Below are 24524 nucleotides of genomic sequence, written 5' to 3' on the forward strand. Positions count from 1 at the left end.
TCCCTTAGGGATCGGGGGTGATTAGGAGGACGGCGTCAGCCAGGCGTCGAGATGGGCGCGAGTCAGCTCGCCCACATGTTGTTCCACGGCCCGGCCCTGAGCGTCGAACAGCAAGGTGGTGGGCAGCCCGGGAGACTCGCTCAGCACCATCAGCTCCTGGTGCGGGTCGAGCAGCGGATAGCGAAAGTCGAGCTCCTGGTCGTCCAGGTAGCGCACCACCTGCAGCAGCGACTCGCCCTGGTTGGCGATTACCACGGTAACGCCTTCACGGGCATCGGCCGCAGCCAGCAGGGGCATTTCGCGCCGGCAGGGCGGGCACCAGGTGGCCCACAGGTTGAGTACGACGCGTTCGCCCTCGAGGTCGCGCAGGTTGACGAGCTCGCCTTCGAGGTTTTCCAGGGTCGTATCGGGCAGGGTCTTGAGCGCCATGCCGCTACCGAAGGGCGCCAGGGTAACGGTGGCCAGCCACAGCGCCGATACCACCACCAGCATGGCCATGGCGCCGATCAGTCGACCCAGATGGTCGCGCAGCGCCCAACCGGTCCAGATAAGCCCGGCCATCAGACCCCAGAGCCCGTGGTAGCCGGGCTGCCACAGCTTGAGGATATCCAGCGGGGCGGTGGCGTAGGCATCGAGATGGAGCGCCACATGGCCGACCCGCGCGCCGATCAACCAGACCAGCAGCAGGCCATTGAACCAGCGGCTGTGAGTTCGGCGCGGCAGGCCCAGTAGCCAACCGCTGACGCCCAGCAAAAGCAGTGCCGCCACGAGCGCGTAGAGGCGGGGTAACGAAAGCAGGACGGGGCCCAGGGCGATGGCATCCATGAAGCATGACTCCTTGAGGGCAGGGTCGGCGGGCGATGGGTGAGCGGTTACACTGTGGCGCAGCCGACTCCGGACCCCGTCAAGCCTACTGCCGGTGACCGGGACTGTCATCCACGGCATTCGATCCATCTTGCGCAATTGCTACCGGGAGCCACCATGGCCAAGTCTGCCTTCGATACCCTGCGCGCCCTGGCCATCGCCAGTCAGGCGCTGGGCTTTATCCTGATCATTACGCTGGAAACGGTAATGGGCGATGCTGCTCGCCCCTGGCAGGGCTTGACCCTGGCCGCCATGGTGGTGGCCGCGTTATGGATCGCCCTGGCGCGGCGCTATCGCCGCAATCAGTCACGCCGGGCGGCGGCACAACGGCGGGCCGATTCCGGAGAATCTCGAGACGAGGGTGAGCATTAAAGAATGCTCCCTTGTTCTGTCGTCGGGACTGCGCGATGGGTTCATGCTGCCGCGACTGTAGCTCTCGGGCAGCTCGGACTTTTGTCCACGGGCAAAGATAGTCAGAGCCATGCTTGATATAGAGCAAGTATTGGGGCCGCCGTGAGGCTATGCTGTGAGAAGTGGGTACCCTTGGCCCATCACCTTCTCAGCTGCAGGAGCGACACCATGTATTCGAAGATTCTGGTTCCTCTCGACGGTTCCGAGCATGCCATCAAGGCGCTCAGGGTTGCCGCTTCCCTGGCCCGTGGGGGAGAGGCGAAACTGCACCTGATGACCGTGGCGGAATATCCACCGGACAATATCGGGCTGTTTGCGGGAGGCCCCGTCGAGCCCTTTTCCGCCGAGGAGCGAGAGAAGCTGGCCCAGGGCATGAAGGATGAGGCTCGCAAGGTGATCGAGCAGGCGCGTGCCGCGGTTGATCTCGGCGGCCTGGAGGTGGAAGAGGGTGTGTGCCAGGGGTATCCGGCCCAGCGGATCAAGGAGCAGGCCGAAGAGGTTGGAGCCGACGCTATCGTCATGGGCAGCCGTGGGCTCAGCAATGTGCGAGGCATGATATTCGGCAGCGTCTCCCACAAGGTCAGTCATATCGCCGATTGTGGTGTCATCACCGTGACCTGAGGGGCGATGAGCCCCGTCGGGGGCATGGCAACGAAAAACGGCCACCGCTCTAATGAGCTGAGTGGCCGTTTTTCTGGAGCCGTTCTAAGGCCTCGTCACGGTCGAGGCGAGCGTGACAGCGGGCTTTCCTCGTGCGTTCACGTCAATTCGCCTCGTGAGCATTGAGCGCGAACTCCTGCATTTGCAGGAATTCCAGGTGGCGCCCGTACTGATCCAGCACGTCGTCCAGCAGCTGCTCCCTGGTATAGCCCATGATGTCGTAACCTTGTGAGGCGGCGACGTCGAGGTAGACCTCCATGCGCACAAACTTGTCTGCCGCCTGGGCCGGGCGCCCGCCGAATTGCGGTGCCGGCGCTTCCTTGCGGAACACCCGGTAGTGGAAAGGGTGCTCGGAGGAAGGATCGATCTCGAGCTCAATGTACCTTTCCCCTTCCTCGTTGAGGTGCGTTTCACACGTGGCGGTGATTCCCCGACTCGCGAGCTCATCGACGATTTCCCCGAGAGTGGGCAGAAGGGTCTTTTCCTCGAATTCCCGGGCCCGCCCTGCATTGGGGAAGGTAAGCATCCGCCCCAGGCGGTACTGCCAGCGCACCTCTGCGCTACGGGTGGTGCGTCCCGACACGGGCATTGCCTGCTCGCCGCTGTCCAGGCGCCGGGCTTCCACTCGCAACGATCGGTAGAGGCTGATCATTACCAGGATCATCACGAAGGAGAACGGCAGCCCCATGATGACCGTGGCACTTTGCAGTGCTCCAATCCCGCCCACGATGAGCATCGCGATCGTGAGCGCACCGGTGGCAATCGCCCAGAAGATCCGCAGGGCGGCCCGTCCGTCGTGCTGGGGGGTGGGCAGGCGGGAGGAAAGATTCGCCATGACCAGAGCGGCCGAGTCGGCACTGGTGACGTAGAACAGCAGCGCGGTCAGGGTTGCAAGCCCGGCGATGAACATGAACGCAGGGTAGTGCGAGAGCAGTTCGTAGAATCCACCCTCGGGGTTGAGCACGGTTTCTATGCCGAACTTGGCGTCCCCGCTGCGGATGATGTCCAGGGCAGAGTTTCCGTAGATGGAGATCCACATGAGTATGTACGCGAAGGGGATGGTCAGCGTACCGATGACGAATTGTCGGATTGTGCGGCCCCGGGAGATTCGGGCGAGGAACATGCCGACGAAGGAGGCCCAGGCGACCCACCAGGCCCAGAAGAACAGGGTCCAGTCGCTCATCCAGGTGCCAGTGTCCTCGAAGGCAAAGGTCTGCAGGATCATGTTCGGGAACATGTTGACGAAGTCCCCGATGTTCAGCACCAGTCCATCCAGCAGGTATTGAGTCTTCCCCGTGACGAGGATCCATAGGCTCAGGCCGATCGCGAAGAACACGTTCATCAGCGAGAGAAACTTGATGCCTTTATCAACCCCGGATACCGCCGAGAGGATGGCGACACCCACGCCCATGACGACGATCGCTATCTGGGTAGCGGTACTCACCGGCACTCCCAGCACGGTGGCTAGCCCCACGTTGACCATCACCACGCCGATCCCCAGCGAGGTTGCCACCCCGAAGATCGTGCCCAGAAGCGCCGCAAAGTCCACGGTATCCCCCAGGGGGCCGTGGATGCGCTTGCCGAAGATCGGGGCGAGCGAGGAGCGGACGGCGAGAGGAAGCTTCATCCGGTAGGCAAAATACGCCAGGGCCATTCCCATCAGCGCATACATTCCCCACCCCGAGACCCCGTAGTGGAACAGGGTCCACACGGTGGCCTGCCGGGCGGCGTCGACAGTTTCCGCTGCGCCCGAGGGCGGATGCAGGTACTGGGTGACGGGCTCGGCGACGGCGAAGAACATCAGGTCGGTACCGATGCCGGCGGCGAACAGCATGGACGCCCAGGCGATGGTGGAGAACTCTGGCTTGGAGTTTTCCGGCCCGAGCTTGGTGTTGCCAAAACGGGAGAAGGCGAGGTAGATCACGAAGGCGAGCACAGCGCCTGCGAGCAGGACGTAGAACCATCCGAACCAGTCCGAGGTCCATCCCACCACGGCGCCAAGCACTTCCTGGGCGGATTCGGGGGTAATGAGCGCCCACAGGGTGATCGTTATTGATCCAATGGCGGCCCAGATGAATACGGGCCAGTTAACCGGGGGAAGGGCCGTCCTGTTCGTGTGCTCCGAAGATTGCTTGGTGTCTGCGGTCTCGGTGCTCATGGCGCACCTCCGGCGACCACGTAGGCATCGCATTGCATGTCGTGACTCCTCTACAGTGTCCTCGTGTGCGAAAGCTTGACCTTACCCCGCCTGGCCTGGGTTGCGTAAGGGTGAGTCGCTGACCGTAGGGGCCATGACGCAGGTGGGCCGCCAATGCGCTTGTCACGGTCGGCGTTTTCATTCCGGGCGGCCGTTTCGGGGCGTCGGCGAGATGATTCGCTCGAGTTCTAAGGCGAAAGTTGGCGGCTGCATGGCAAAGCGCTGTGCGCGCCTGGTTCCGGACAATGCTCGGTTCCGCCCTTGCGGTACCTGGTCGGAATGGAAGGCCGGAAACACAAAGCCCCCGGGGTTCCGAGGGCGATATCATGCAAAATACCTGCAGCCTGATGCGAGCAGTCTGCAAGTTATTTGAATCGATGGTCGGAGTAGCAGGATTCGAACCTACGACCTCTGCCTCCCGAAGGCAGCGCTCTACCAAGCTGAGCTATACTCCGTTGTCGTTTTCAAGGGTGCCCCTGAGCGACGCAGCGTATTTTACGTCAACGCCGGTGAAATGCAACCCCGTCCTGGCGCCTTTATGCCTGGCGGTCCATCGCGAGGTGGGTCAGCTCGGTCATGCTGTCGCGGTAGGGGCTCCGAGGTAGTGTCTCGAGCTGGGCCAGGGCCTGCTCGGCCATCTCCAGGGCGCGGCGGCGAGTGTATTCCAGGGCGCCGGTGGCGTTGACGATCTCCAGGACTTCCTGCAGGTGGTCCAGGCCGCCCTGGCGAATCGCCTTGCGGATCAGCCTGGTCTGTTCCGGAGTGCCCGTTGCCATGGCCTGGATCAGCGGCAGGGTGGGCTTGCCCTCGGCCAGGTCGTCGCCGACGTTCTTGCCCATGGTCTCGGCATCGCCCTGGTAGTCGAGCAGGTCGTCGATCAGCTGGAAGGCCAGGCCCAGGTAGCGGCCGTAATGCTGCAGAGCGGCTTCCTGTTCCGGCGTAGCCTCGGCGAGGATGGCGCCGCTGTGGCTTGCCGCCTCGAACAGCATGGCGGTCTTGCCCTGGATGGTCTCGAAATAGGCAGCCTCGTCGATATCCGGGTTGCCCACGTTGGTGAGCTGCTGCACCTCGCCTTCGGCAATCACGCAGGTGGCGGAGGAGAGCACGCTCATGATGCGCATGGAGCCGACGTCGACCATCATCTGGAAGGAGCGCGAATACAGGAAGTCGCCGACGAGCACCGAGGGAGCGTTGCCCCAGGCATCGTTGGCGGTGGCCTTGCCGCGACGCAGATGCGATTCATCCACCACATCGTCATGCAGCAACGTGGAGGTATGCATGAACTCGATCAGGGTAGCCAGGGTAATGTGGCGGTCGCCCTGGTAGCCCAGGGCGCGGGCCGCCAGGAGTACCAGCAGCGGGCGCAGACGCTTGCCGCCGCTGACGATGATGTGCTGGCCAATGGTCTCGACCAGCGGGATCCGCGAGCCGAGCCGGGTCATGATGGTGCGGTTGACCGCGGCGAAGTCCTCGGCCACGACGGCGTGGATCGGGGAGGGGGTGGCGGTATCGGAAGCGTGGCTAGGCATGGAGGCAGTATCAACAGTCGGTTGGGGCCGGGGCTAAGCGGCCCCCTGCTGGCCTGGGAATGTCGGCCATGCTATGGGGCCCCCTCGGGGGCGTCAAGGCGCTGTGTGAGCGGGTTGTGTCGTGTGTCGCCTGTCGCTATAATACGCGACCCACTCATCTCGCTCCCTGTCAGATGGTTGCCGAAAGGGGCGCCATTCGAAGCAGGCCGACGAAGAGCCCAACCCGATGAGTCCTGGAGAGAAAAGCATGTACGCAGTTATCAAGAGCGGCGGCAAGCAGTACCGCGTTCAGGAAGGTCAGACCCTGAAACTCGAGAAGATCGAGATCCCGACCGGCGAGTCCATCGACTTCGACGAAGTGCTGCTGGTTGGCAGCGATGACGAGGTCAAGGTCGGTGCTCCCCTGGTCGACGGTGCCAAGGTCTCTGCCGAGATCGTTGCCCACGGCCGTGGCGACAAGGTCAACATCATCAAGTTCCGTCGTCGCAAGCACAGCATGAAGCGTCAGGGCCACCGCCAGTGGTTCACTGAAGTCAAGATCACCGGGATCTCCGCGTAAGCGGCCCATCCCCCTGAACGGAGGTTTATTCCATGGCACATAAGAAGGCAGCGGGCTCTACCCGCAACGGTCGCGATTCCGAATCCAAGCGCCTTGGCGTCAAGCTCTTCGGCGGCCAGGCCGTGACCGCCGGCAACATCATCGTTCGCCAGCGTGGCACCAAGTTCCATGCCGGTACCGGCGTCGGCATCGGCAAGGACCACACCCTGTTCGCCCTGGACGAAGGCGTGATCAAGTTCGAGACCAAGGGTCCGAAGAACCGCAAGTTCGTCAGCGTCGTCTCTGCCTGAGACGCCTGAACCTTGCCGCGAGAAGGCCCCGCCATGGCGGGGCCTTCTTGTATCATGGCGGCACAGGCCGCCTGGAGAGTGACAGATGCAGTTCGTCGACGAATCCTCGATCATCGTGGAAGCCGGCAAGGGAGGCAACGGCTGCCTCAGCTTTCGGCGCGAGAAGTATGTGCCCAAGGGCGGGCCCGATGGCGGCGACGGCGGTCATGGCGGCAGCGTTTACCTGATCGGTGACGATGCCCTCAATACCCTCATCGACTTCAAGTACCAGCGCTTCTACAAGGCGCAGAACGGCCAGTCCGGCATGGGTCGACAGATGAGCGGCAAGGCCGGCGAGGACCTGCACATCAAGGTTCCGGTAGGCACCACGGTGATCGACGAGGATACCCTCGAGGTGATCGCCGATGTCACCGAGATTGGCCAGGTGGTACTGGTGGCCCAGGCCGGCCGCCGGGGGCTCGGTAATATTCACTTCAAGTCTTCCACCAATCGCGCGCCGCGCCGTACCACGCCGGGCACCGAGGGCGAGCGTCGCAACCTGCGCCTGGAGATGAAGGTGATGGCCGACGTCGGGCTGTTGGGCATGCCCAACGCCGGCAAGTCGACCTTGATCCGCGCCGTTTCCGCGGCCAAGCCCAAGGTGGCCAACTATCCCTTCACTACCCTGGTACCCAACCTGGGGGTCGTGAAGCTCGGCATGCACGAGCACTTCGTGATGGCCGATGTGCCCGGCCTGATCGAAGGCGCCTCGGATGGCGCCGGCCTGGGGCTGCGCTTCCTCAAGCACCTGACGCGTACCCGGCTGCTGTTCCACGTGGTGGATGTGGCGCCCTTCGACGAAACCGACCCGGTGGAGGCCGCCGAGGCGATCATCCATGAGCTGGGCGAATTTTCACCCGCGCTGTCCGAGCTGCCGCGCTGGCTGGTGCTCAACAAGCTGGATCTGCTGCCCGAGGAAGAGCGCGAGGCGGTGGCGGACGCCATCGTGCGCCGCCTGGGCTGGGAGGGTCCGGTCTTTCGTGTCTCGGCGATCGGCAGCGATGGTACCGATGCGCTGGCGCAGGCGGCCTATCGCTGGCTCACCGAGCAGCGCCGCCTGGAGAACGAGGACGAAGAGGCCGCCGAGCGCGCCCGCGAAATGCGCGAGCGCATGGAGGAGGAATCGGTCGCCCGTACCGAGGCGCGCCTGGGTCGCAAGCGCAAGTCGTCTGACCAGGATGATGATGACTTCGATGACGACGACTATGATGTCGATGTTGAATACGCGCCCTGAGGCGTCGCTGGCCGGTACCGGAAGTCGATGGGGAGTCGATGGGGCCTGACCCCGCGGGAAAAGAGCGAATGGAAAGCAACGAGCAGATGGGTCGCGAGCCACTGACGGACGCCCGTCGGGTGGTGGTGAAAATTGGCAGCGCCCTGCTGACCAACGATGGCCGTGACCTCGACGAAACGGCGATCGGCGGCTGGGTCGATCAGATTGCCGTGCTGCATCGGCACGGCATCGAGGTGGTGGTGGTGTCCTCCGGCGCGGTGGCCGCGGGCATGGTGCGTCTCGGCTGGCAGGCACGTCCCTCGTCGGTGCATGAGCTACAGGCCGCGGCGGCGGTGGGGCAGAATGGTCTCACCGAGTGCTATGAAGGCCACTTCGCGCGCCACGACATGCTCACCGCCCAGGTGCTGCTGACCCACGACGATCTCTCCAATCGCAAGCGCTACCTCAACGCCCGCTCGGCGCTGCGCACCCTGGTCGACCTGCGGGTGGTGCCGGTGATCAATGAAAACGACACCGTGGTGACCGACGAGATCCGCTTCGGCGACAACGACACCCTGGGAGCCCTGGTGGCCAACCTGCTGCAGGCCGATGCCCTGGTGATCCTGACCGACCAGGAGGGCCTGTTCGACGCCGACCCGCGTTCCAGTCCCGAGGCTAGGTTGATTGCCGAGGGGCGCGCCGATGACCCGGCACTGGCGGCCGTGGCCGGTGGTAGTGGGGCCCTGGGGCGCGGCGGCATGGCGACCAAGATCCGTGCCGCGCGGCTGGCGGCGCGTTCGGGGGCCGTTACCGCCATCGCCGGCGGCCGCCAGGCCGATGTGCTGGTTCGGCTGATCGATGGCGAACGCCTGGGCACCCTGCTGCACCCCGATCAGGCACCCATGGCGGCACGCAAGCGCTGGCTGGCCGGGCAGCTGCAGGTGCGTGGCACCCTGACTCTGGATGCCGGGGCGGTCAAGGTGTTGCGAGAAAAGGGTTCCAGTCTGCTGCCGGTAGGGATAAAAGCCGCGGCCGGGCAGTTCCGGCGCGGCGATATGGTGCTCTGTGTCGACGAACAGGGCGACCGGGTGGCCAAGGGGCTGGTCAACTATGGCGTCGAGGATGCGCGGCGCATCATTGGCAGGCCTAGCCACCAGATCGAGGCGATCCTCGGCTTCATGGAGGCGCCGGAGCTGATCAATCGCGACAACCTGGTGGTGCTGTAGGTACGCTCCGGGCTATCGCATACTTCGTAACAGCGATGGCCGCGTAGACGCGCTGGCAAGCTCCATCCTGGCTGTGGTAGGATGCGCCATCCTCTCAGACACGGCCCGTGAACGGTCGCCGCATCAGCAGCGATCGGCCAGATGGCCAGGCCGGCGGTAAGGTGTATTCCTTGCTGCCGCATCAATACGTTATTTCAGCCGTCACCACACGGGCGGCGAAGAATCTCCAAGGAGACAGCAAGTGGCAAACAGCAAGCAAGCTCGCAAGCGCGCCCGTCAGGCCGAAGGTCGTCGTGTCCTGAAGGCCAGCCAGCGCAGCATGGTCCGCACCTATATCAAGCGCGTCATCAAGGCCATCAACGGCGGTGACCATGCCGAGGCGATGAGCGCCTTCCAACAGGCGCAGCCGATCATCGATCGTGTTGCCGACAAGGATGTGCTCTCCAAGAAGAAGGCCGCCCGCATGAAGAGCCGCCTGAACAAGCGCATCAAGGCCCTGGCTGCCTAAGCCGGTCAGATGTCATCGAGAGCCGGCCGCTGGCCGGCGTCTCGTGAAAAACCGGCTGCGGCCGGTTTTTTTGTGGCTGCCATTTACAGTGCCGAGGATCAGGCGTGACGGATCGTGAACAGGCGACACCGGCAGCGGTGGGCGAAAACGACAGGGTAGTGGCTCCCAAGGGCGGTGGGTTGATGCGCTCGGGCCTCGTGGTCAGCATGATGACCATGCTCTCGCGGGTGATGGGTCTGGCGCGCGACGTGACCATCGCCGCGATGTTTGGTGCGGGGCAGGGCGCCGATGCCTTCTTCGTTGCCTTCAAGATTCCCAACTTCATGCGCCGGCTATTCGCCGAAGGCGCCTTCAATCAGGCCTTCGTGCCGGTACTCTCGGAGTACGCCACCCGAGGCAGCCGACGCGAGGTCCGCGAGCTGCTCGATGCCGTATCCGGCAGCCTGGCGGCGGTGCTGTTCCTGTTGACTGCGGTGGCCATGTTTGCCGCACCCTGGCTGGTGTGGGTATTCGCCCCCGGGTTCGGTCGTGACCCGGCCAAGCTGGCACTCACCGCCGATATGCTGCGGCTCACCTTCCCTTACCTGCTGCTGATCTCGCTGACGGCGTTTGCCGGCAGCGTGCTCAATACCTGGAACCGCTTTGCAGTGCCGGCCTTTACTCCGGTGCTGCTCAACCTCTCGCTGATCGGGGCGGCACTGCTGCTGACCCCCTTGATGAGCGAACCGGCCATGGCGCTGGCCTGGGGCGTGCTGATCGCCGGGGTAGCTCAGCTTGCCTTTCAGGCGCCTTTCCTGGTGCGGCTGGGGCTGGCGCCGCGGCCCTGGCCCAGCTTCCAGCATCCCGGCGTCAAACGGATCATGACGCTGATGGTGCCGGCGCTGTTCGGGGTCTCGGTATCCCAGATCAACCTGCTGCTGGATACCATTCTCGCCTCCCTGCTGGCGGCTGGCAGCGTCTCCTGGCTGTACTATTCCGACCGCCTGGTGGAGCTACCCCTGGGCGTGTTCGGCATCGCCATCGGCACCGTGATCCTGCCGGCGCTGTCGCGTCGCCACGCGGAGCAGTCCGGCGAGCACTTCAGTGCCATGCTCGACTGGGCGATCCGTGCCGTACTGCTGCTGGGATTGCCGGCGGCCCTGGCCCTGGCCCTGCTCGCCGAGCCGCTGCTGATCTCGCTGTTTCACTATGGCGCCATGACCGAGCGTGATATCGCCATGGCGGCGATGAGCCTGCGTGCCTACTCTCTGGGGTTGGTGGCCTTCATGCTGATCAAGGTGTTGGCGCCGGGTTTCTTCGCCCGCCAGGACACCAAGACCCCGGTGAAGGTCGGCATCATTGCCATGGTCGCCAATATGGTCTTCAACCTGATCCTGATCTGGCCCCTGGCACACGCCGGCCTGGCGCTGGCCACGGCGCTCTCGGCGTTCATGAATGCCGGCATGCTGGGCTGGCTGCTCAGAAAACAGGGTGTGCTGGTGTTCCAGCCCGGCTGGGGCCGCTATGCGGTGCAGCTGCTGGGCGGTTGTGGGGTGATGGGGCTGGGTCTCTGGTGGTTTTCCCCCGACTGGCAGGCATGGCTCGGCTGGGGCCTCTGGCAGCGTATCGCCTGGCTGGCAACCCTGGTGGTGGGCGGCGGGGTGCTCTACTTCGCCTGGCTGGCCGTTACCGGGGTGCGCATCAGACACTTTAGAATGAGGGGCTGACGGCCTCTCGTTGGCGCTGCGTGTCGCCAGACTGGCCCCGGCTGTCAAGGGGCCGTCTGTCCGGTATAATCGATGATTTAACCACCATTCGACGCCGAGCGGGGCTCTACCACGCCATGCAAGTGATTCGAGGACTGCACAACCTGCGCGACGAGCACCGTGGCTGCGTGGCCACCATCGGCAACTTCGATGGTGTCCACCGCGGCCATCAGGCGATTCTCGAGCAGTGTCGCGAGCAGGCACGCCGCCTCGGTCTGCCGGTGGCGGTGGTCGTGTTCGAGCCCCAGCCCCGCGAGTTCTTCGCCGATGACCAGGCGCCACCGCGGCTCACCCGCCTGCGCGACAAGGTGCGGCTGCTGGGTGAGGCCGGCGTGGAACGTGTGCTCTGCCTGCCGTTCAACGAGGCCCTGCGTAGCCTCACCGCCGAGGCCTTTATTCGGCGGGTGCTGATTCAGGGGCTGGGGGTGCGCCATCTGGTTGTGGGCGATGACTTCCGCTTCGGCTGTGACCGTCGCGGCGATTTCCATCTGCTTACCGCGGTGGGCCAGGCCAGCGGTTTCGAGGTGGAGCATACCCGCACCTTTACCGTCGACGATGAGCGGGTCTCCAGCAGCCGTATTCGCACCCTGCTGGCCAGCGGCAACTTCGCGGCGGCAGCTTGCCTGCTGGGTCGGGCCTATCGGCTGGGCGGCCGCGTGGTGGCCGATCAGAAGCTGGGTCGCACCATCGGTGTGCCGACCGCCAACCTGCCTCAGCCGGTGTGCTCTCTGGCGTTGCATGGCGTCTACGCGGTGGTGACCGAGTTGCCCGACGGTAGTCGCCTGCCGGGAGTAGCCAATATCGGCTGGCGGCCCACCGTCGGCAGCGTGCGACCGGTGCTCGAGGTGCACCTGTTCGACTTCGATGGTGATCTCTATGGCGCACGCCTGGAGGTCATGCCCTGCGCCAAGCTGCGCGGCGAGGTGAAGTTCGACGACTTCGCGGCGCTCAAGCGCCAGATCGGCCTCGATCAGCAGCGCGCCCGCGACTACTTTTTTCGGCATCCCGACGCCGATGCGTGTGCTTTTCAGCATCCCGACGCCGATGCACGTTCTCTTCGGCATCCCGACGCCGATGCGCGTGCTTTTCAGCATCCCGACGCCGATGCGTGTTCTTCTCGGTACCCCGAGACTTTCGGTAACGATGATTCTCTTCCTCTGGCATCGGCGCCGCTGGCGCGCGAGGCCGTGACACTCGATTCCTCGGCGGGTATGTCCGCCGACCATGACGACGGCTGATCCCCAGGATATGAGCGACTACAAGCCCACTCTGAACCTGCCAGAAACCGATTTTCCCATGCGCGGCATGTTGCCCAAGCGTGAGCCCGAGCGGCTGGCCCAGTGGCAGCAGCTGGATATCTATCACCGCCTGCGCGAGGCGCGCCAGGGGCGGGAGCTGTTCGTGCTGCACGACGGCCCTCCCTACGCCAACGGCAGCATCCATATCGGTCATGCCGTCAACAAGATTCTCAAGGACATCATCGTCAAGTCCAAGAACCTGGCCGGCTTCGATGCCCCCTATGTGCCCGGCTGGGACTGTCATGGCCTGCCCATCGAGCACAAGGTGGAGACCACCCACGGCAAGCACCTGGCGCCGGAGCGTGCCCGCGAGCTGTGCCGCGAGTATGCCGCCGAGCAGATCCAGGGCCAGCTCGAGGACTTCGTGCGCCTCGGCGTGGTCGGCGACTGGGATAACCCCTATCGCTCCATGGACTTCGCCAACGAGGCGGGCGAGATCCGAGCGCTGGCCGACATGGTCGAGGCAGGCTATGTGTTCAAGGGGCTGAAGCCCGTCAACTGGTGCTTCGACTGTGGTTCGGCGCTGGCCGAGGCCGAGGTGGAGTACCAGGACAAGCAGTCCGACGCCGTCGACGTGGCCTTTCCGTTGGAAGATGCGGATCGCCTGGCCGCCGTCTTCGGCCTGGAGGCGCTGCCCAAGGACACCGCGGTGGTCATCTGGACCACCACGCCCTGGACCGTGCCTGCCAACCAGGCGCTGAACATGCACCCGGAGTTCACCTATGCCCTGGTGGATACCGGCGAGCGCCTGCTGGTGCTGGCCGAAGACCTGGTGGAATCGTGCCTGGAGCGTTTCGGCCTGAACGGCGAGGTGATCGCCACTGCCCGGGGTGAAGCCTTCGATGGCATTCGGTTTCGCCACCCGCTCTATGATCGCCTGTCACCGGTCTACCTGGCCGACTACGTGGAGTCCGAGGTGGGCAGCACCGGTATCGTCCACTCGGCGCCGGCCTATGGCGTGGATGATTTCATGACCTGTCGTGCCCACGGCATGACTTTCGATGAGATCGAGAGCCCGGTGCAGGGCAACGGCGTCTACGTCGACAGCCTGCCGTTCTTCGGTGGCCAGATGATCTGGAAGGCCAACCCGAAGATCGTCGCCAAGCTCGACGAGGTCGGTGCACTGATGGCCCACAAGCCGATCACCCACAGCTATATGCACTGCTGGCGCCACAAGACGCCGGTGATCTACCGTGCCACCGCCCAGTGGTTCGTGGGCATGGACATACAAGGCAGTCATGGCAAGACCCTGCGCGAGCGCGCGCTGGAGGGCATCGAGGTCACTCGGTTCACGCCGGCCTGGGGAAAGGCGCGTCTTCACAGCATGATTGCCAATCGTCCCGACTGGTGTATCTCCCGGCAGCGTAGCTGGGGGGTGCCGATTCCGTTTTTCCTGCACAAGGCGAGCGGCGAGCTGCATCCACGTACCGTCGAGTTGATGGAGGAGGCCGCCAAGCGGGTCGAGGCCGAGGGCATCGATGCCTGGTTCCGTCTCGACCCCGCCGAGCTGCTGGGCGAGGAGGCCGCCGACTACGACAAGGTCACCGACACCCTGGACGTGTGGTTCGACTCCGGCACCACCCATCGGCACGTGCTGCGCGGCTCGCATCCCCACGGTCATGACAGCGGTCCGCGCGCCGACCTCTATCTGGAGGGCTCCGACCAGCACCGCGGCTGGTTCCACTCGTCGCTGCTGACCGGCTGTGCCATCGACGGTCATCCGCCGTACCGCGGCCTGCTCACCCACGGCTTCACCGTGGATGCCCAGGGCCGCAAGATGTCCAAGTCGATGGGCAACGTGGTGGCACCCCAGGAGGTGATGGACAAGCTGGGCGCCGATATTCTGCGCCTGTGGGCGGCTTCCACCGACTATTCCGGTGAGATGGCGGTCTCCGACGAGATCCTCAAGCGTACCGCCGATGTCTATCGCCGCATTCGTAATACCTCGCGTTTCCTGCTGGCCAACCTCAACGGCTTCGACCCGGAGGTCGACGCCCTGCCATTCGACGAGATGCTGGCCCTGGATCAATGGGTGGTGGACCGCGCCGCCCAGCTTCAGGCGCGGATCGCAACCGCCTATGACGAGTATCGTTTCCTCGATGTCTACCAGCAGGTGCACGGCTTCTGTGCTCGGGAGCTGGGCGGCTTCTACCTGGACGTGATCAAGGATCGCCAGTACACCACCCAGGCCGACTCGGTAGCGCGGCGCAGTGTCCAGACCGCGCTCTATCATGTGGTGAAGGCGCTCTCGCGTTGGGTGGCACCGATCCTCAGCTTTACCGCCGAGGAAATCTTCGATCATATCCCCGGCAAGCGCGGCGAGAGTGTGCTGCTGGAGGAGTATTACACCGGCCTCTCGACGCTCGCCGATGATGCCGAGATGGGCCGCGACTTCTGGGAGCGGGTGCTCAACGTCAAGCAGGCGGTCAACAAGTGCCTGGAAGACGCCCGTAATGCCAAGGCGATCAAGGGCAGCCTGGCCGCCGAGGTTACCCTCTATGTGGACGACGCCCTGCAGGCCACCCTTGCCAAGCTGGGCGACGAGCTACGCTTCGTGATGCTGACCAGCGAGGTACGTCTGGCACCGCTTGCCGAGGGTGCCAGTGCCGAGGCCACCGAGCTCGAGGGCCTCAAGGTGGCCGTGGTGGAAAGCCCCAACAACAAGTGCGAGCGTTGCTGGCACCATCGTGAAGAGGTGGGTACCCACCCGGAGCACCCGGACCTCTGTGGCCGCTGCATCGGCAACCTGCCGGATGGCCCCGGCGAGACACGCCACTATGCGTAAGGAGGGAAGGGTGGCCCGCGGTGACAGAGGAGGCGAGGCGTGCCCGGAGGCGGGCAACCTCGAGCGAGTCTCCATGGAAAGGCCGCTGCGCTGGCTATGGCTGACGCTGGCGGTGGTCGCCCTTGACCTGGCCACCAAGGCCGCCGCCACCGCCTGGCTGGGGTATGCCCGGCCGGTGGAGGTGCTGCCGTTCTTCAATCTGACGCTGTTGCACAATACCGGCGCCGCCTTCAGTTTCCTGGCCGACCATCCCGGTTGGCAGCGTTGGGTGTTTGCCGCCATCGCGGTGGGGGCCAGCATCGGCCTGACGCTCTGGATGCGACGGCTCAAGCGCGACGAGGTGCTGCTTGCCGCCTCGCTTGCCATGATCATCGGCGGGGCGCTGGGCAATCTCTATGACCGCCTGGTGCATGGCTACGTGGTCGACTTCCTCTCGTTCCACGCGGCGGGCTGGTATTACCCCGCCTTTAACGTGGCGGACATCGGCATTACCCTGGGGGCCATCGGCCTGATCTGGGAGTCCGTGTTCGGCGAGAAGCGTCGCGCCCGCAAGCGAGGCTGATATAGCCTTTCGACATTCTGTTTACCGAGTTCTGGACCTTATGACCGATCACAGCAGCTCCCAACATCGTATCGACGAGGGCATGGAAGTGACCCTGCATTTCACCCTCAAGCTGGAAGACGGCACCGTGGTGGACTCCACCCGCGACAAGGCCCCGGCCACCTTCCAGCTGGGCGACGGCAACCTGCCGCCTGGCTTCGAGCATCCCATGAAGGGCATGTGCGCCGGCGAGAGCGATACCTTCGAGATCACCCCGGAGCATGCCTTCGGCCAACATAACCCGCAGAATATCCAGCGCCTGAAGCGCGATGACTTCGGCGAGGAGACACTGGAGGTCGGTACCGTCATGTCGTTTGCCGATCCCGGAGGCGGGGAGCTGCCCGGCGTGATCAGCGCCGTCGAGGGCAACCAGGTGGATGTGGACTTCAATCACCCGCTGGCGGGGCGTACCCTGACCTTCGAGGTCGAGATCATCGAGGTAACGCCGGCCACCACCCACTGAGCCATGTTTCTCTCCTGGCAATCAGACATGCCGATGCCGCAACGCATCAAGGATTCTTCACCATGCAAATCAGGCTCGCCAATCCCCGCGGATTCTGCGCCGGCGTCGATCGCGCCATCGACATCGTCAACAGCGCCCTGGATGTGTTCGGTCCGCCGATCTATGTCCGCCACGAGGTGGTCCACAACCGCTTCGTGGTAGATAGCCTGCGGGAGAGGGGGGCGGTCTTCGTCGAGGAACTCCACGAAGTGCCCGACAACGTCATCGTGATCTTCTCCGCCCACGGCGTCTCCCGCGCCGTCCAGGAGGAGGCCGAACGGCGGGGTCTCAAGGTATTCGATGCCACCTGCCCGCTGGTGACCAAGGTGCACCTGGAGGTGCTGCGTTACGCTCGTCGCGGCCAGGAGTGCGTGCTGATCGGCCATGCCGGCCACCCCGAGGTGGAGGGCACCATGGGGCGCTATGACACCTCTGATGGTGGCGCCATCTACCTGGTGGAGGACGAGAATGACGTCGCCAGGCTCGAGGTGAAGGACCCGAGCCGGCTCGCCTTCGTCACCCAGACGACCCTCTCCATGGATGATACCGCCAGGGTGATCGACGCCCTGCGGGACCGGTTCCCGGCGATCCAGGGGCCACGCAAGGATGATATCTGCTACGCTACTCAGAACCGTCAGGATGCCGTACGCGAGCTGGCCGAGGGCTCGGACCTGGTGCTGGTGGTGGGCAGTCCCAATAGTTCCAACTCCAATCGCCTGCGTGAGCTCTCCGAGCGGGTCGGCGCCCCTGCCCACCTGGTGGATAGCGCCGATCAGGTCGACCCGGCCTGGCTCGACGGCGTCAGGACCATCGGCGTCACCGCCGGTGCCAGTGCTCCGGAGGTACTGGTGAAGGGAGTGATCGAGCGGTTGCAGACCCTAGGTGCCAGTGCCCCCGAGGAGCTCGCCGGCCGCGAGGAGACCATCACCTTCTCCATGCCCCGCGAATTGCGCGAGCGTGTGATCGTCAGCGAGTAGCGCCGAACCAGGCCTAACGACTCGAGCGCCGCCGTGATGCATCACGGCGGCGCTCTTGTTGAAGCCTGCGGTAAACGCGTGGTGGCGTCGGGAGGAGAATCGTGACTCATCGTGAGGCGTCTTGCGTGTCCCTTGCCGGGTGTCGTGCCAGGCGATCCCGTCGTGCCGGCAACCCTGGTCATATCGGCGGCTTTACGCTGATCGAGGTGCTGCTGGTGGTGGCTGTCATCGGAGTTCTGGCGTCGATCGCGGTGCCCCGCTACCAGGGGTATGTGGCGCGCTCCCTGCGTGTTGACGCCCAGGCCGGTCTGAATATTGCCGCGGGTGAGCTGGAGCGCTGCCATACCCGCCAATATCATTATGCTGACTGTGCCATCACCGCCGCTTCCCCCGATCGAAGCTATGCTATCAGTTACGCCGAAGACGCTGGTGCCGGGTTTATCATCACGGCGAAGACGGCTCGTGACGATGGCTGCGATGCCGACCTGACCCTCGATGGTCTGGGCAGGAGAGAACCCGCCGACTGTTGGTGAGCCTTCCTGGTGAGGCGTCTCGATGAGTCTTCAGCGCATCGATGGGGTCGCCCGAATGGCAGCGAGGTGGACGGTGGTGACTAAGGGCTCCTTCGCCAGGTACAGCGCCGGCTTCACGTTGGTCGAAGCGCTGGTGGCGCTGGTCGTGTTGTCCATCGGGCTGCTGGGTGTCGCCGCCATGGAGCTTAGGGCCCTGCAGGGAGCGCACGCCGCCTATCAGCGCTCGGTCGCCTCCCTTGCGGCTCAGGATGCCCGGGAAAGGTTGTGGGCAGAAGTGGCGGGCCTCCCCGGCGTGTCTGCCTGCCCCGCTGGGCGAGTTGACGATGTTGAGCGTGCGTGGAGAGCACACTGGACCGGCGGCAGTGGCGTCACGGTCATTCTGCCAGGCTTCACGAAAAGCGCCCTGGGACAGGCAGGTCCCGGGTGCGAGTTCAAGATAACGGTGGCTTGGGACGAGACGCGGTTTGGAAGCACGGAAGCGTCCTTCGTCTATGCGGTTCGCTTGCCGGAGGGGGAATGATCAAGCGCCATGCTGGCTTTTCGCTGGTTGAGCTCCTGGTGGCCATGGTGATCGGGTTGGTCATCATGCTGGGTGCCGGTCGGATTTTCTTGACGGTCCTCCAGACGAGCCGTCATGTCGAGATGCTCGGTGAGAAACAGGCGGCAGTGAATCTTGTGGCGGAAATGCTGCTGCGAGATATACGCCGTGCCGTCTGGAGTCGTTCAGGCTGGAGTACGGATGCCAGCGGTGACGCCGTCCTCACCCTCGCTGTCGAGAATCGTGGCGACGCCTTGACCCACTGTGCCCCCGGCGATGAAGTACTGAAGAATTACAAGCTTCAGGAGAGAAAGATTGCCGATGAAGTCGCGTGGTTTATGGCGTTAGAGGTGGCGCGATGCGCTGATGTGGCGCGCGGTGGAGGGTACCGGGAGCTCGTGGGTGGCTTCATCGGTCCCGATGCCGTCACCCCCGGCCCGGGCTTCGCCGTGGATGACAGGCGGTGGGACGAGGGGGTATTGCAGATTACGCTACGCCTGATATCCATCGGCGAGGATGTCGCACCGGATACCCTGACGTTCCTTGCCGTCAATCGAACCGAGGCTTTAGCGCCATGACGGGCCATATCAGGACAGGCCATCGGCAGGAGAGGGTCACGAAGACCGCCGGGGGCATGGCAATAAGGAAGCAGCGCGGTGCGGCGCTGATCGTCGTGCTCCTGTTCTTGACGGTGTCACTGATGATCGGCCTTTCCAGCATGCGGTCTGCGCAGATCGATGAGCGGTTGGCGGGGAACTACAGGGCCGCGGCCGAGGCGCAGATGCATGCGGAAAACGCGGCGTCGGCGCTCTATGGCATGCTGGGTGTGAAAGAGGCATGGAAGGGCTTCGGTGCGGATGAACTCTCGAGCGGCTTCGGGTGGAAGGCGTTTCATGGGGTCGCTGCCGACACGGGAAATGACAGTCATTGCCATATGCTGGGCGATGACGCGGGTGGTGCTTGCCATGTGTCGGTATCCGGCGGCCATCTTGGCCTGCAAGAGGGGCGTTATATTATCGCCATGGGGGCCGTCGAGGGGGGCATGGCGGAGGGTGGACCCGTGTTTGTCAGGGTGGCGTCGCCTGGTGCAGGCGGGGCAAGCGATGCCGAACGGCCGGGAATAAGCGCCTGGCACTAACAGGAAACCGTGATCGAGTGACCCCGGGGTGCTCAGCATCCCGGCCTGCCCGATTCCACCCGTACCCTCCCGATATTATTGACGATTACCTTGGCGCCAGACGTCAGGCGTCCGCATAGGCGGAAGGTGCCGTTATATCCGCCGGAGCGGCCCAGGGCGTCGTAGCGCACCGGGCGATTATCGTTACGATAGGTGAGTGTGGGCAGCCGGCTCTCGCCAAGCGTGCGCAGCAGGACGTCGCCTGGCTCGCCGCGCCCTTCGAAAATGGCCAGAAGAGCCAGCCACGCCTTGCCATCGGCGTTGTTCGTGATGGCGCACCCGCTGCCGTCGGCGCTGGGGCACAGGGTAATGGTGGTGCGCCGAGTAATGGCCGTATTGCGGGTCAGCGCCAGCGCCGTCTTTAAGCGCATCACCTCGGCGGCCACCTCGTTGCGTGCGCTAAACTGCTGGAAGCCGGGAACCGCCCAGGTGGCCAGGATGGCCAGCACGGCGATGGTCACGACCAGCTCGATCAAGGTAAAGCCGAGGTGTTTCTTGTGCCGACTGCCCGATGGTATCGAAGCGGGACGCATGAGGCCCTCCCGGGACGTCTTCTCTGACCCGCGGTGTTTCCTTCACCCTAGTCGAGTGCGCCCTGGGTGTTATCGGCATCTTCCTACGGCGGGTGTAGGCGTTGTCCATCACGCTTATTAGTGAAACAGGGAGGCGACCGGTCTCGCCGGCTCGAATTCGAAACCTTAACCCGCTATCGTTTGTCGGAGTCTCACACGCCGCCGCCGATAGCCGGGGCGGCTTCGCCACCAGGAGTCAGCATGAGCGAACAGAATCAGTATGTGCCGCCCAGGGTGTGGAAGTGGGAGCAGCCCAGCGGTGGCGCCTTCGCCAGCACCAATCGTCCGGTCGCCGGGTCGACCCACGAGAAGTCGCTGCCGGTCGGCCTGCATCCCTTCCAGCTCTACTCGCTGGCCACCCCCAACGGGGTCAAGGCCACGGTGATGTTCGAGGAGCTGCTGGCGCTGGGTCATCAGAACGCCGAGTACGACGCCTGGCTGATCCGCATCGGCGATGGCGACCAGTTCGGCAGCGGTTTCGTGGAGGCGAATCCCAACTCCAAGATCCCGGCCCTGCTGGATCATTCCACCAATCCGCCCACCCGGGTATTCGAGTCCGGCTCCATCCTGCTCTATCTGGCGGAGAGGTTCGGCGAGTTCCTGCCGAGCGAGCATGTCGCCCGCACCGAGACCCTGAACTGGCTGTTCTGGCAGATGGGCAGCGCGCCCTTCCTGGGCGGGGGCTTCGGCCACTTCTATGCCTATGCACCGGAGAAGCTCGAATATCCCATCGACCGCTACGCCATGGAGACCAAGCGACAGCTCGATGTGCTGGACCGCCACCTGGCCGAGAACCGCTATCTGGCCGGCGACGCTTATACCATTGCCGATATGGCCAACTGGCCCTGGTATGGTCAGCTGGTGCTGGGCCGGCTCTACGATGCCGGCGAGTTCCTGCAGGTCCAGGAATACGCCAACGTGCAGCGTTGGGCCCGGGAGATCGATGCGCGCCCCGCGGTGCAGCGCGGTCGCATGGTCAACCGCACCTTCGGTGAGCCGGAGATGCAGCTGCACGAACGCCACGCTGCCGACGACTTCGAGTCCCGCACCCAGGACAAGCTCGCCGACAATGAGTGAGATGCGCTGAATCACACCAGCCTGACCGCGGCGAGTGCCGCGGTCAGTCTCTCGACCAGCTGGCCGCTGTGGCGCCAGCTGTGCCAGTAGAGCGGCACCTCCAGCTCCTGTCCCGGGGCGATACTGACCAGCTTGTCGTCTCTCAGCCACTCTTCCACCTGCATTCGCGGGACCATGCCATAACCCATGCCGGCCAGGGCCAGCCGCACGAAGCCCTCGGAGGCGGGGCAGAGGTGGTAGGGAAAGGGACCACGGTAGCCGCACTCGGCCAGGAAGCGGTGTTGCAGCTGATCGTGGGGCCCGAAGACGATGGCCGGTGCGTGGCGGAAGGCGTCGGCGGTAGGCCCCTCGGGGAAATGACGCCGGCGATAGGCGGGCGTTGCCAGCGGCAGGTAACTCATCCTGCCCAGCGACAGGGCGCGGGCGCCGGCGATGGGTTGTGGGCTGGCACACAGGCAGGCAGCCACATCGCCGTCGCGCAGTCGACGCAGGCCAATATCCTGATCCTCGACCACCAGGTCGAGTACCACGCCTTCTTCCTGACAGAGGGCCCCCACGGCCTCGGCCCACCAGGTGGCCAGACTGTCGGCATTGACCGCGATGCGCAGGCGTGGTGCCTCGCTTGCCAGAGTCGGCAGTGCCTGGCCCAGGTCGCGCTCGAGTAGCTGCACGCGTCGGGCATGGTTGAGCAGCTGCCCGCCCACCGGGGTGGGGGCCAGCTCTGGAGTGCGCACCAGCACGGGTTGCCCCAGGCGTATCTCCAGGGTGCGGATGCGCTGGGAAATCGCCGACTGGGATAGACCCAGGGCGTCCCCGGCACGCTCGAAGCCGCCACACTCCACCACGGCCGCCAGTGCTTCCAGCAGCTTGTAGTCAAGCATCGTCGTTCCTCGAAACCTTGTTGATGTTTCATCATAAGCAAAACTGATGAGTTATTAACAGGATGATTTTTCCGCATGGGTGGCATCGGCTAGTCTTCCTGCTGTCATCATCAATGAAACAGGAGCGTGGGCGATGCTGGAAAGCTATCTGACCGGTCTGGTGGTAAGCGGGGGGATCATCATGGCGATCGGTGCCCAGAACGCTTATGTGCTGGGGCTGGCGGTGCGCCGTCAGCACCACTGGTGGTCGGCCGGGTTGTGCATGACCAGTGATCTGCTGCTGCTCAGTGCCGGCATGCTGGGCATCAGTGCGCTGCTGCTGGCGGTGCCCCAGGCGATGGAAGTGATGCGCTGGGCCGGGGTGGTGTTTCTTGGCTGGCTGGCCGCCCAGGCACTGTGGCGTGCGTTTGCCGGTCGTCAGGGGCTGGATGGCCGGGCGCAGGCCTTGCCGGGGCGTCGCCGGGTGATCCTGGCCACCCTGGCGGTGACCCTGCTCAACCCCCAGGTCTACCTGGATACCCTGCTGCTCATTCCGGCGATAGGAGCACAGCAGAGCAGTGTCTCCGGTTTCCTGGTCGGAGCAGGGTCGGCATCGGTCCTGTGGTTCAGCCTGCTGGCCTGGGGCGGGGCAATGCTGGCGCCCTGGTTGAAGCGGCCGGCGGCGTGGCGAGCCATCGATGGGGCCATCGGCGTGATGATGGCCGCTATCGCGGTTCAGTTGGCGAGCGGTGCGGGCATGTCGGCTGCCATGGCGGGAATCAGTTGATCCGGGTGAGGACGACCGGTACCACACCGGTGTCGATCAACCCCAGCTTCCTGGCGGCGCGCTTGGAGAGATCGATGATGCGGCCCTTGATAAAGGGGCCACGATCGTTGATCACTACCGTGACTTCCTGACCGGTGTCCGGGCGTTGCACCACGACCTCGGTGCCGAAGGGCAACTGACGATGGGCGGCGGTGAGCTGGTTCTGATCGAACGGCACACCGCTTGCCGTGGTGCGGCCTTGAAACTTGTCATGATAAAAGGAGGCGTATCCCTGCTGCGTCGCGGCGTTGGCATCATGGGCGTGGACGCTGGCAGTCATGCCGAGGGTCAGCAGGCCTGCCAGGCAGCAGGTCAGCAACAGGCGTGATCGGGTTCCCATGGGTGATTCCTCACGTTTTCGCTTGGGCGATGCGTGCCGTTCACGATGCCACGTGAGACAGCACGATGCGAGGGACTCTCCCCGCTGGATTGTACAAATAATAACCGCCAGCGGGAGGGTGTGGCAAGGTACCAAGAGCCCTTGTGCTGATGGCGCCGGCGATCAGCCCGCGACGCCAAGGCGCCCCTGGCGAATATGTCCGGTAGCACCATATCGCCAGGGGCGGTTGTGGAGTCCATGGCCGATCGGCAGACCGTGATAGAGCGGGATGTCCAGTGGCGCCAGAGTCTCGGCGATGATCGCCTCGAGACACTCTTCGCCCCAGGGTGGGCAGCCCTCGAAGGTGCCCAGGCAAACGGCGGCGGCGCGGTCCAGGGCGCCAGCATGCACCAGCTGCCACAGGGCGCGCTCCAGGCGATACCAGGGTTCCCCGACATCCTCGAGAATCACCAGCGCCCCGGGTGGCGCCTGGAAGGCCAGGGGAGTGCCCGTCAGGCTGGCCAGGGTGGTGAGGTTGCCGCCTGCCAGGGGGCCGGAGAGTGTTGCGGGAGCCTTGCCCCAGGCGGCGATGGGATAATCGAGTGCTGCCGGCTGCTGAATCAGCGCCAGGGTCTCGGTGAACTGACGATGCAGTATCCGACGATCTTCGTGGCTGGCCTCGCTTTCGCCATCGAGAAGGCCAGTGGCGGCCTTGACCACTGGACCGTGGATGGCCGGCAGGCCGTGACGGTGCCAGTGGTCGAGCAGCACGGTGACATCGGAATAGCCCACCAGAGGCTTGGGATTGGCGGCCAATCGCTCCCAGTCGATGCCATCGAGCAGTTGGGCGGCGCCGTAACCGCCGCGGATCGCCCATACCGCCTGGGTCTCGGGGTCATCATAGGCGGCGTGCAGCTGGGCCAGCCGCCAGTCGCGGGTGCCGGCGAGGTAGCGACAAGGTTGCTGCAATGGCCCGGGGCAGTGTACCCGGACGCCCAGCGTCTCCAGTCCGCGGATGCCGTGCGCGACGGCGGCGTCGTCGGTGACCGATGAGGGGGCGATCAGGCTGATGGCAAGCGACATGGCAGGTGGGTCCGGCGGCTGAAAAAGTCCCTAGGATGGCATGCCGGCCCGACGTCGTCACGGCGGGCGACGTTAGTCGCTATTTACGGCGGGCGCCGGCTATTGCATCGTCGTCTCATCCATTCCCTTTATTGC

At 64.5% G+C, this 24524-nt stretch carries 26 protein-coding genes and 1 tRNA gene; 19 read left to right on the plus strand and 8 right to left on the minus strand.

Going from position 1 to position 24524, the window contains the following annotated elements:
- Positions 1-21: 21 nt before the first annotated feature.
- Entirely contained in the window at positions 22-825 is an 804-nt protein-coding gene (locus tag Q358_RS0109050; protein WP_027961751.1) for a TlpA disulfide reductase family protein, read from the minus strand.
- Between the two features lie 156 nt (positions 826-981).
- Here Q358_RS0109050 and Q358_RS0109055 point away from each other — a divergent pair, with 156 nt between their 5' ends.
- Positions 982-1236: a hypothetical protein gene (locus Q358_RS0109055; RefSeq protein WP_027961752.1), complete on the plus strand. Its 255-nt coding sequence runs from the start codon at positions 982-984 to the stop codon at positions 1234-1236.
- 207 nt (positions 1237-1443) lie between these two features.
- Positions 1444-1896, plus strand: coding sequence for a universal stress protein (locus Q358_RS0109060; protein WP_027961753.1), 453 nt, complete (start codon positions 1444-1446; stop codon positions 1894-1896).
- 142 nt (positions 1897-2038) lie between these two features.
- Here the strand turns inward: Q358_RS0109060 and betT are convergent, their stop codons facing one another.
- The 3 genes from betT to ispB form a co-directional block, all read right to left on the minus strand.
- Positions 2039-4093 carry a choline BCCT transporter BetT gene (gene betT, locus Q358_RS0109065; RefSeq protein WP_027961754.1) on the minus strand — a complete coding sequence of 685 codons (2055 nt, stop codon included), beginning with the start codon at positions 4091-4093 and terminating at the stop codon, positions 2039-2041.
- A 417-nt stretch (positions 4094-4510) separates the two neighbouring features.
- Positions 4511-4587 (minus strand) — tRNA-Pro (locus tag Q358_RS0109070).
- An 81-nt stretch (positions 4588-4668) separates the two neighbouring features.
- A complete protein-coding gene (gene ispB, locus Q358_RS0109075) occupies positions 4669-5661 on the minus strand; it encodes an octaprenyl diphosphate synthase (RefSeq protein ID WP_027961755.1) in 993 nt (330 codons plus the stop codon).
- A gap of 247 nt (positions 5662-5908) precedes the next feature.
- On the opposite strand from ispB, the gene rplU reads away from it, so the two are divergent.
- The 15 genes from rplU (at position 5909) to Q358_RS0109150 (ending at position 19613) form a co-directional block, all read left to right on the plus strand.
- Positions 5909-6220, plus strand: a complete 312-nt coding sequence (gene rplU, locus Q358_RS0109080) for a 50S ribosomal protein L21 (protein WP_027961756.1) — start codon at positions 5909-5911, stop codon at positions 6218-6220.
- Between the two features lie 32 nt (positions 6221-6252).
- The gene (gene rpmA / locus Q358_RS0109085; protein ID WP_027961757.1) at positions 6253-6510 is read left to right on the plus strand and encodes a 50S ribosomal protein L27; all 258 of its coding nucleotides are present in this window, start codon (positions 6253-6255) and stop codon (positions 6508-6510) included.
- Positions 6511-6595: 85 nt separating this feature from the next.
- The gene (gene cgtA, locus Q358_RS0109090) at positions 6596-7783 is read left to right on the plus strand and encodes an Obg family GTPase CgtA (protein WP_027961758.1); all 1188 of its coding nucleotides are present in this window, start codon (positions 6596-6598) and stop codon (positions 7781-7783) included.
- A 68-nt stretch (positions 7784-7851) separates the two neighbouring features.
- Complete coding sequence (proB, locus tag Q358_RS0109095) at positions 7852-8988, plus strand: glutamate 5-kinase (RefSeq protein ID WP_027961759.1); 1137 nt, start codon at positions 7852-7854, stop codon at positions 8986-8988.
- Between the two features lie 241 nt (positions 8989-9229).
- Entirely contained in the window at positions 9230-9496 is a 267-nt protein-coding gene (rpsT, locus tag Q358_RS0109100; RefSeq protein ID WP_027961760.1) for a 30S ribosomal protein S20, read from the plus strand.
- A 182-nt stretch (positions 9497-9678) separates the two neighbouring features.
- Complete coding sequence (murJ, locus tag Q358_RS0109105) at positions 9679-11202, plus strand: murein biosynthesis integral membrane protein MurJ (protein WP_084286498.1); 1524 nt, start codon at positions 9679-9681, stop codon at positions 11200-11202.
- Between the two features lie 116 nt (positions 11203-11318).
- Positions 11319-12479: a bifunctional riboflavin kinase/FAD synthetase gene (ribF, locus tag Q358_RS0109110; RefSeq protein WP_027961762.1), complete on the plus strand. Its 1161-nt coding sequence runs from the start codon at positions 11319-11321 to the stop codon at positions 12477-12479.
- 10 nt (positions 12480-12489) lie between these two features.
- Positions 12490-15324 (plus strand): isoleucine--tRNA ligase, encoded by a 2835-nt coding sequence (gene ileS, locus Q358_RS0109115; RefSeq protein WP_027961763.1) that lies wholly within the window; start codon positions 12490-12492, stop codon positions 15322-15324.
- A 73-nt stretch (positions 15325-15397) separates the two neighbouring features.
- Positions 15398-15886, plus strand: a complete 489-nt coding sequence (gene lspA / locus Q358_RS16990) for a signal peptidase II (RefSeq protein ID WP_043488000.1) — start codon at positions 15398-15400, stop codon at positions 15884-15886.
- A 40-nt stretch (positions 15887-15926) separates the two neighbouring features.
- Entirely contained in the window at positions 15927-16388 is a 462-nt protein-coding gene (gene fkpB, locus Q358_RS0109125; protein ID WP_027961765.1) for an FKBP-type peptidyl-prolyl cis-trans isomerase, read from the plus strand.
- A gap of 62 nt (positions 16389-16450) precedes the next feature.
- On the plus strand, positions 16451-17404 hold the full coding sequence (gene ispH, locus Q358_RS0109130; RefSeq protein WP_027961766.1) for a 4-hydroxy-3-methylbut-2-enyl diphosphate reductase: 954 nt from the start codon (positions 16451-16453) through the stop codon (positions 17402-17404).
- Positions 17405-17505: 101 nt separating this feature from the next.
- Positions 17506-17937 (plus strand): type IV pilin protein, encoded by a 432-nt coding sequence (locus Q358_RS0109135; RefSeq protein ID WP_281172975.1) that lies wholly within the window; start codon positions 17506-17508, stop codon positions 17935-17937.
- Between the two features lie 22 nt (positions 17938-17959).
- A complete protein-coding gene (pilV, locus tag Q358_RS18185; RefSeq protein WP_245598301.1) occupies positions 17960-18457 on the plus strand; it encodes a type IV pilus modification protein PilV in 498 nt (165 codons plus the stop codon).
- On the plus strand, positions 18454-19053 hold the full coding sequence (locus Q358_RS17000) for a PilW family protein (RefSeq protein ID WP_043487989.1): 600 nt from the start codon (positions 18454-18456) through the stop codon (positions 19051-19053). The genes pilV and Q358_RS17000 overlap by 4 nt, the downstream gene beginning before the upstream one ends.
- A 56-nt stretch (positions 19054-19109) precedes the next feature.
- The gene (locus tag Q358_RS0109150) at positions 19110-19613 is read left to right on the plus strand and encodes a pilus assembly PilX family protein (protein ID WP_084286503.1); all 504 of its coding nucleotides are present in this window, start codon (positions 19110-19112) and stop codon (positions 19611-19613) included.
- Between the two features lie 32 nt (positions 19614-19645).
- On the opposite strand, the gene Q358_RS0109155 is transcribed toward Q358_RS0109150, so the two are convergent.
- Complete coding sequence (locus Q358_RS0109155) at positions 19646-20185, minus strand: GspH/FimT family pseudopilin (protein WP_051530275.1); 540 nt, start codon at positions 20183-20185, stop codon at positions 19646-19648.
- Positions 20186-20425: 240 nt separating this feature from the next.
- Between Q358_RS0109155 and yghU the strand changes: the two genes are divergently transcribed.
- Positions 20426-21301, plus strand: a complete 876-nt coding sequence (gene yghU / locus Q358_RS0109160; RefSeq protein WP_027961770.1) for a glutathione-dependent disulfide-bond oxidoreductase — start codon at positions 20426-20428, stop codon at positions 21299-21301.
- 11 nt (positions 21302-21312) lie between these two features.
- Here yghU and Q358_RS0109165 read toward each other — a convergent pair whose 3' ends face one another.
- Positions 21313-22182: a LysR family transcriptional regulator ArgP gene (locus Q358_RS0109165; protein WP_027961771.1), complete on the minus strand. Its 870-nt coding sequence runs from the start codon at positions 22180-22182 to the stop codon at positions 21313-21315.
- A gap of 133 nt (positions 22183-22315) precedes the next feature.
- On the opposite strand from Q358_RS0109165, the gene Q358_RS0109170 reads away from it, so the two are divergent.
- Complete coding sequence (locus tag Q358_RS0109170) at positions 22316-22948, plus strand: LysE/ArgO family amino acid transporter (protein ID WP_027961772.1); 633 nt, start codon at positions 22316-22318, stop codon at positions 22946-22948.
- Here Q358_RS0109170 and Q358_RS0109175 read toward each other — a convergent pair.
- Positions 22941-23327, minus strand: coding sequence for a septal ring lytic transglycosylase RlpA family protein (locus tag Q358_RS0109175; protein WP_027961773.1), 387 nt, complete (start codon positions 23325-23327; stop codon positions 22941-22943). The two genes, Q358_RS0109170 and Q358_RS0109175, sit on opposite strands and share 8 nt — an antisense overlap.
- A gap of 162 nt (positions 23328-23489) precedes the next feature.
- Positions 23490-24389, minus strand: coding sequence for a S66 peptidase family protein (locus tag Q358_RS0109180; protein ID WP_027961774.1), 900 nt, complete (start codon positions 24387-24389; stop codon positions 23490-23492).
- Between the last annotated feature and the right edge of the window lie 135 nt (positions 24390-24524).

Origin of the sequence: Halomonas halodenitrificans DSM 735 (genome assembly GCF_000620045.1) — a bacterium.
Lineage (GTDB): Bacteria > Pseudomonadota > Gammaproteobacteria > Pseudomonadales > Halomonadaceae > Halomonas > Halomonas halodenitrificans.

What these genes read in the sequence shown, in the direction of transcription:
- Q358_RS0109050 (WP_027961751.1), bottom strand. Translation starts at nt 825, where the DNA reads ATGGATGCCATCGCCCTGGGCCCCGTCCTGCTTTCGTTACCCCGCCTC.
- Q358_RS0109055 (WP_027961752.1), top strand. Translation starts at nt 982, where the DNA reads ATGGCCAAGTCTGCCTTCGATACCCTGCGCGCCCTGGCCATCGCCAGT.
- Q358_RS0109060 (WP_027961753.1), top strand. Translation starts at nt 1,444, where the DNA reads ATGTATTCGAAGATTCTGGTTCCTCTCGACGGTTCCGAGCATGCCATC.
- betT (WP_027961754.1), bottom strand. Translation starts at nt 4,093, where the DNA reads ATGAGCACCGAGACCGCAGACACCAAGCAATCTTCGGAGCACACGAAC.
- ispB (WP_027961755.1), bottom strand. Translation starts at nt 5,661, where the DNA reads ATGCCTAGCCACGCTTCCGATACCGCCACCCCCTCCCCGATCCACGCC.
- rplU (WP_027961756.1), top strand. Translation starts at nt 5,909, where the DNA reads ATGTACGCAGTTATCAAGAGCGGCGGCAAGCAGTACCGCGTTCAGGAA.
- rpmA (WP_027961757.1), top strand. Translation starts at nt 6,253, where the DNA reads ATGGCACATAAGAAGGCAGCGGGCTCTACCCGCAACGGTCGCGATTCC.
- cgtA (WP_027961758.1), top strand. Translation starts at nt 6,596, where the DNA reads ATGCAGTTCGTCGACGAATCCTCGATCATCGTGGAAGCCGGCAAGGGA.
- proB (WP_027961759.1), top strand. Translation starts at nt 7,852, where the DNA reads ATGGAAAGCAACGAGCAGATGGGTCGCGAGCCACTGACGGACGCCCGT.
- murJ (WP_084286498.1), top strand. Translation starts at nt 9,679, where the DNA reads ATGCGCTCGGGCCTCGTGGTCAGCATGATGACCATGCTCTCGCGGGTG.
- ribF (WP_027961762.1), top strand. Translation starts at nt 11,319, where the DNA reads ATGCAAGTGATTCGAGGACTGCACAACCTGCGCGACGAGCACCGTGGC.
- ileS (WP_027961763.1), top strand. Translation starts at nt 12,490, where the DNA reads ATGAGCGACTACAAGCCCACTCTGAACCTGCCAGAAACCGATTTTCCC.
- lspA (WP_043488000.1), top strand. Translation starts at nt 15,398, where the DNA reads ATGGAAAGGCCGCTGCGCTGGCTATGGCTGACGCTGGCGGTGGTCGCC.
- fkpB (WP_027961765.1), top strand. Translation starts at nt 15,927, where the DNA reads ATGACCGATCACAGCAGCTCCCAACATCGTATCGACGAGGGCATGGAA.
- ispH (WP_027961766.1), top strand. Translation starts at nt 16,451, where the DNA reads ATGCAAATCAGGCTCGCCAATCCCCGCGGATTCTGCGCCGGCGTCGAT.
- pilV (WP_245598301.1), top strand. Translation starts at nt 17,960, where the DNA reads ATGAGTCTTCAGCGCATCGATGGGGTCGCCCGAATGGCAGCGAGGTGG.
- Q358_RS17000 (WP_043487989.1), top strand. Translation starts at nt 18,454, where the DNA reads ATGATCAAGCGCCATGCTGGCTTTTCGCTGGTTGAGCTCCTGGTGGCC.
- Q358_RS0109150 (WP_084286503.1), top strand. Translation starts at nt 19,110, where the DNA reads ATGGCAATAAGGAAGCAGCGCGGTGCGGCGCTGATCGTCGTGCTCCTG.
- Q358_RS0109155 (WP_051530275.1), bottom strand. Translation starts at nt 20,185, where the DNA reads ATGCGTCCCGCTTCGATACCATCGGGCAGTCGGCACAAGAAACACCTC.
- yghU (WP_027961770.1), top strand. Translation starts at nt 20,426, where the DNA reads ATGAGCGAACAGAATCAGTATGTGCCGCCCAGGGTGTGGAAGTGGGAG.
- Q358_RS0109165 (WP_027961771.1), bottom strand. Translation starts at nt 22,182, where the DNA reads ATGCTTGACTACAAGCTGCTGGAAGCACTGGCGGCCGTGGTGGAGTGT.
- Q358_RS0109170 (WP_027961772.1), top strand. Translation starts at nt 22,316, where the DNA reads ATGCTGGAAAGCTATCTGACCGGTCTGGTGGTAAGCGGGGGGATCATC.
- Q358_RS0109175 (WP_027961773.1), bottom strand. Translation starts at nt 23,327, where the DNA reads ATGGGAACCCGATCACGCCTGTTGCTGACCTGCTGCCTGGCAGGCCTG.
- Q358_RS0109180 (WP_027961774.1), bottom strand. Translation starts at nt 24,389, where the DNA reads ATGTCGCTTGCCATCAGCCTGATCGCCCCCTCATCGGTCACCGACGAC.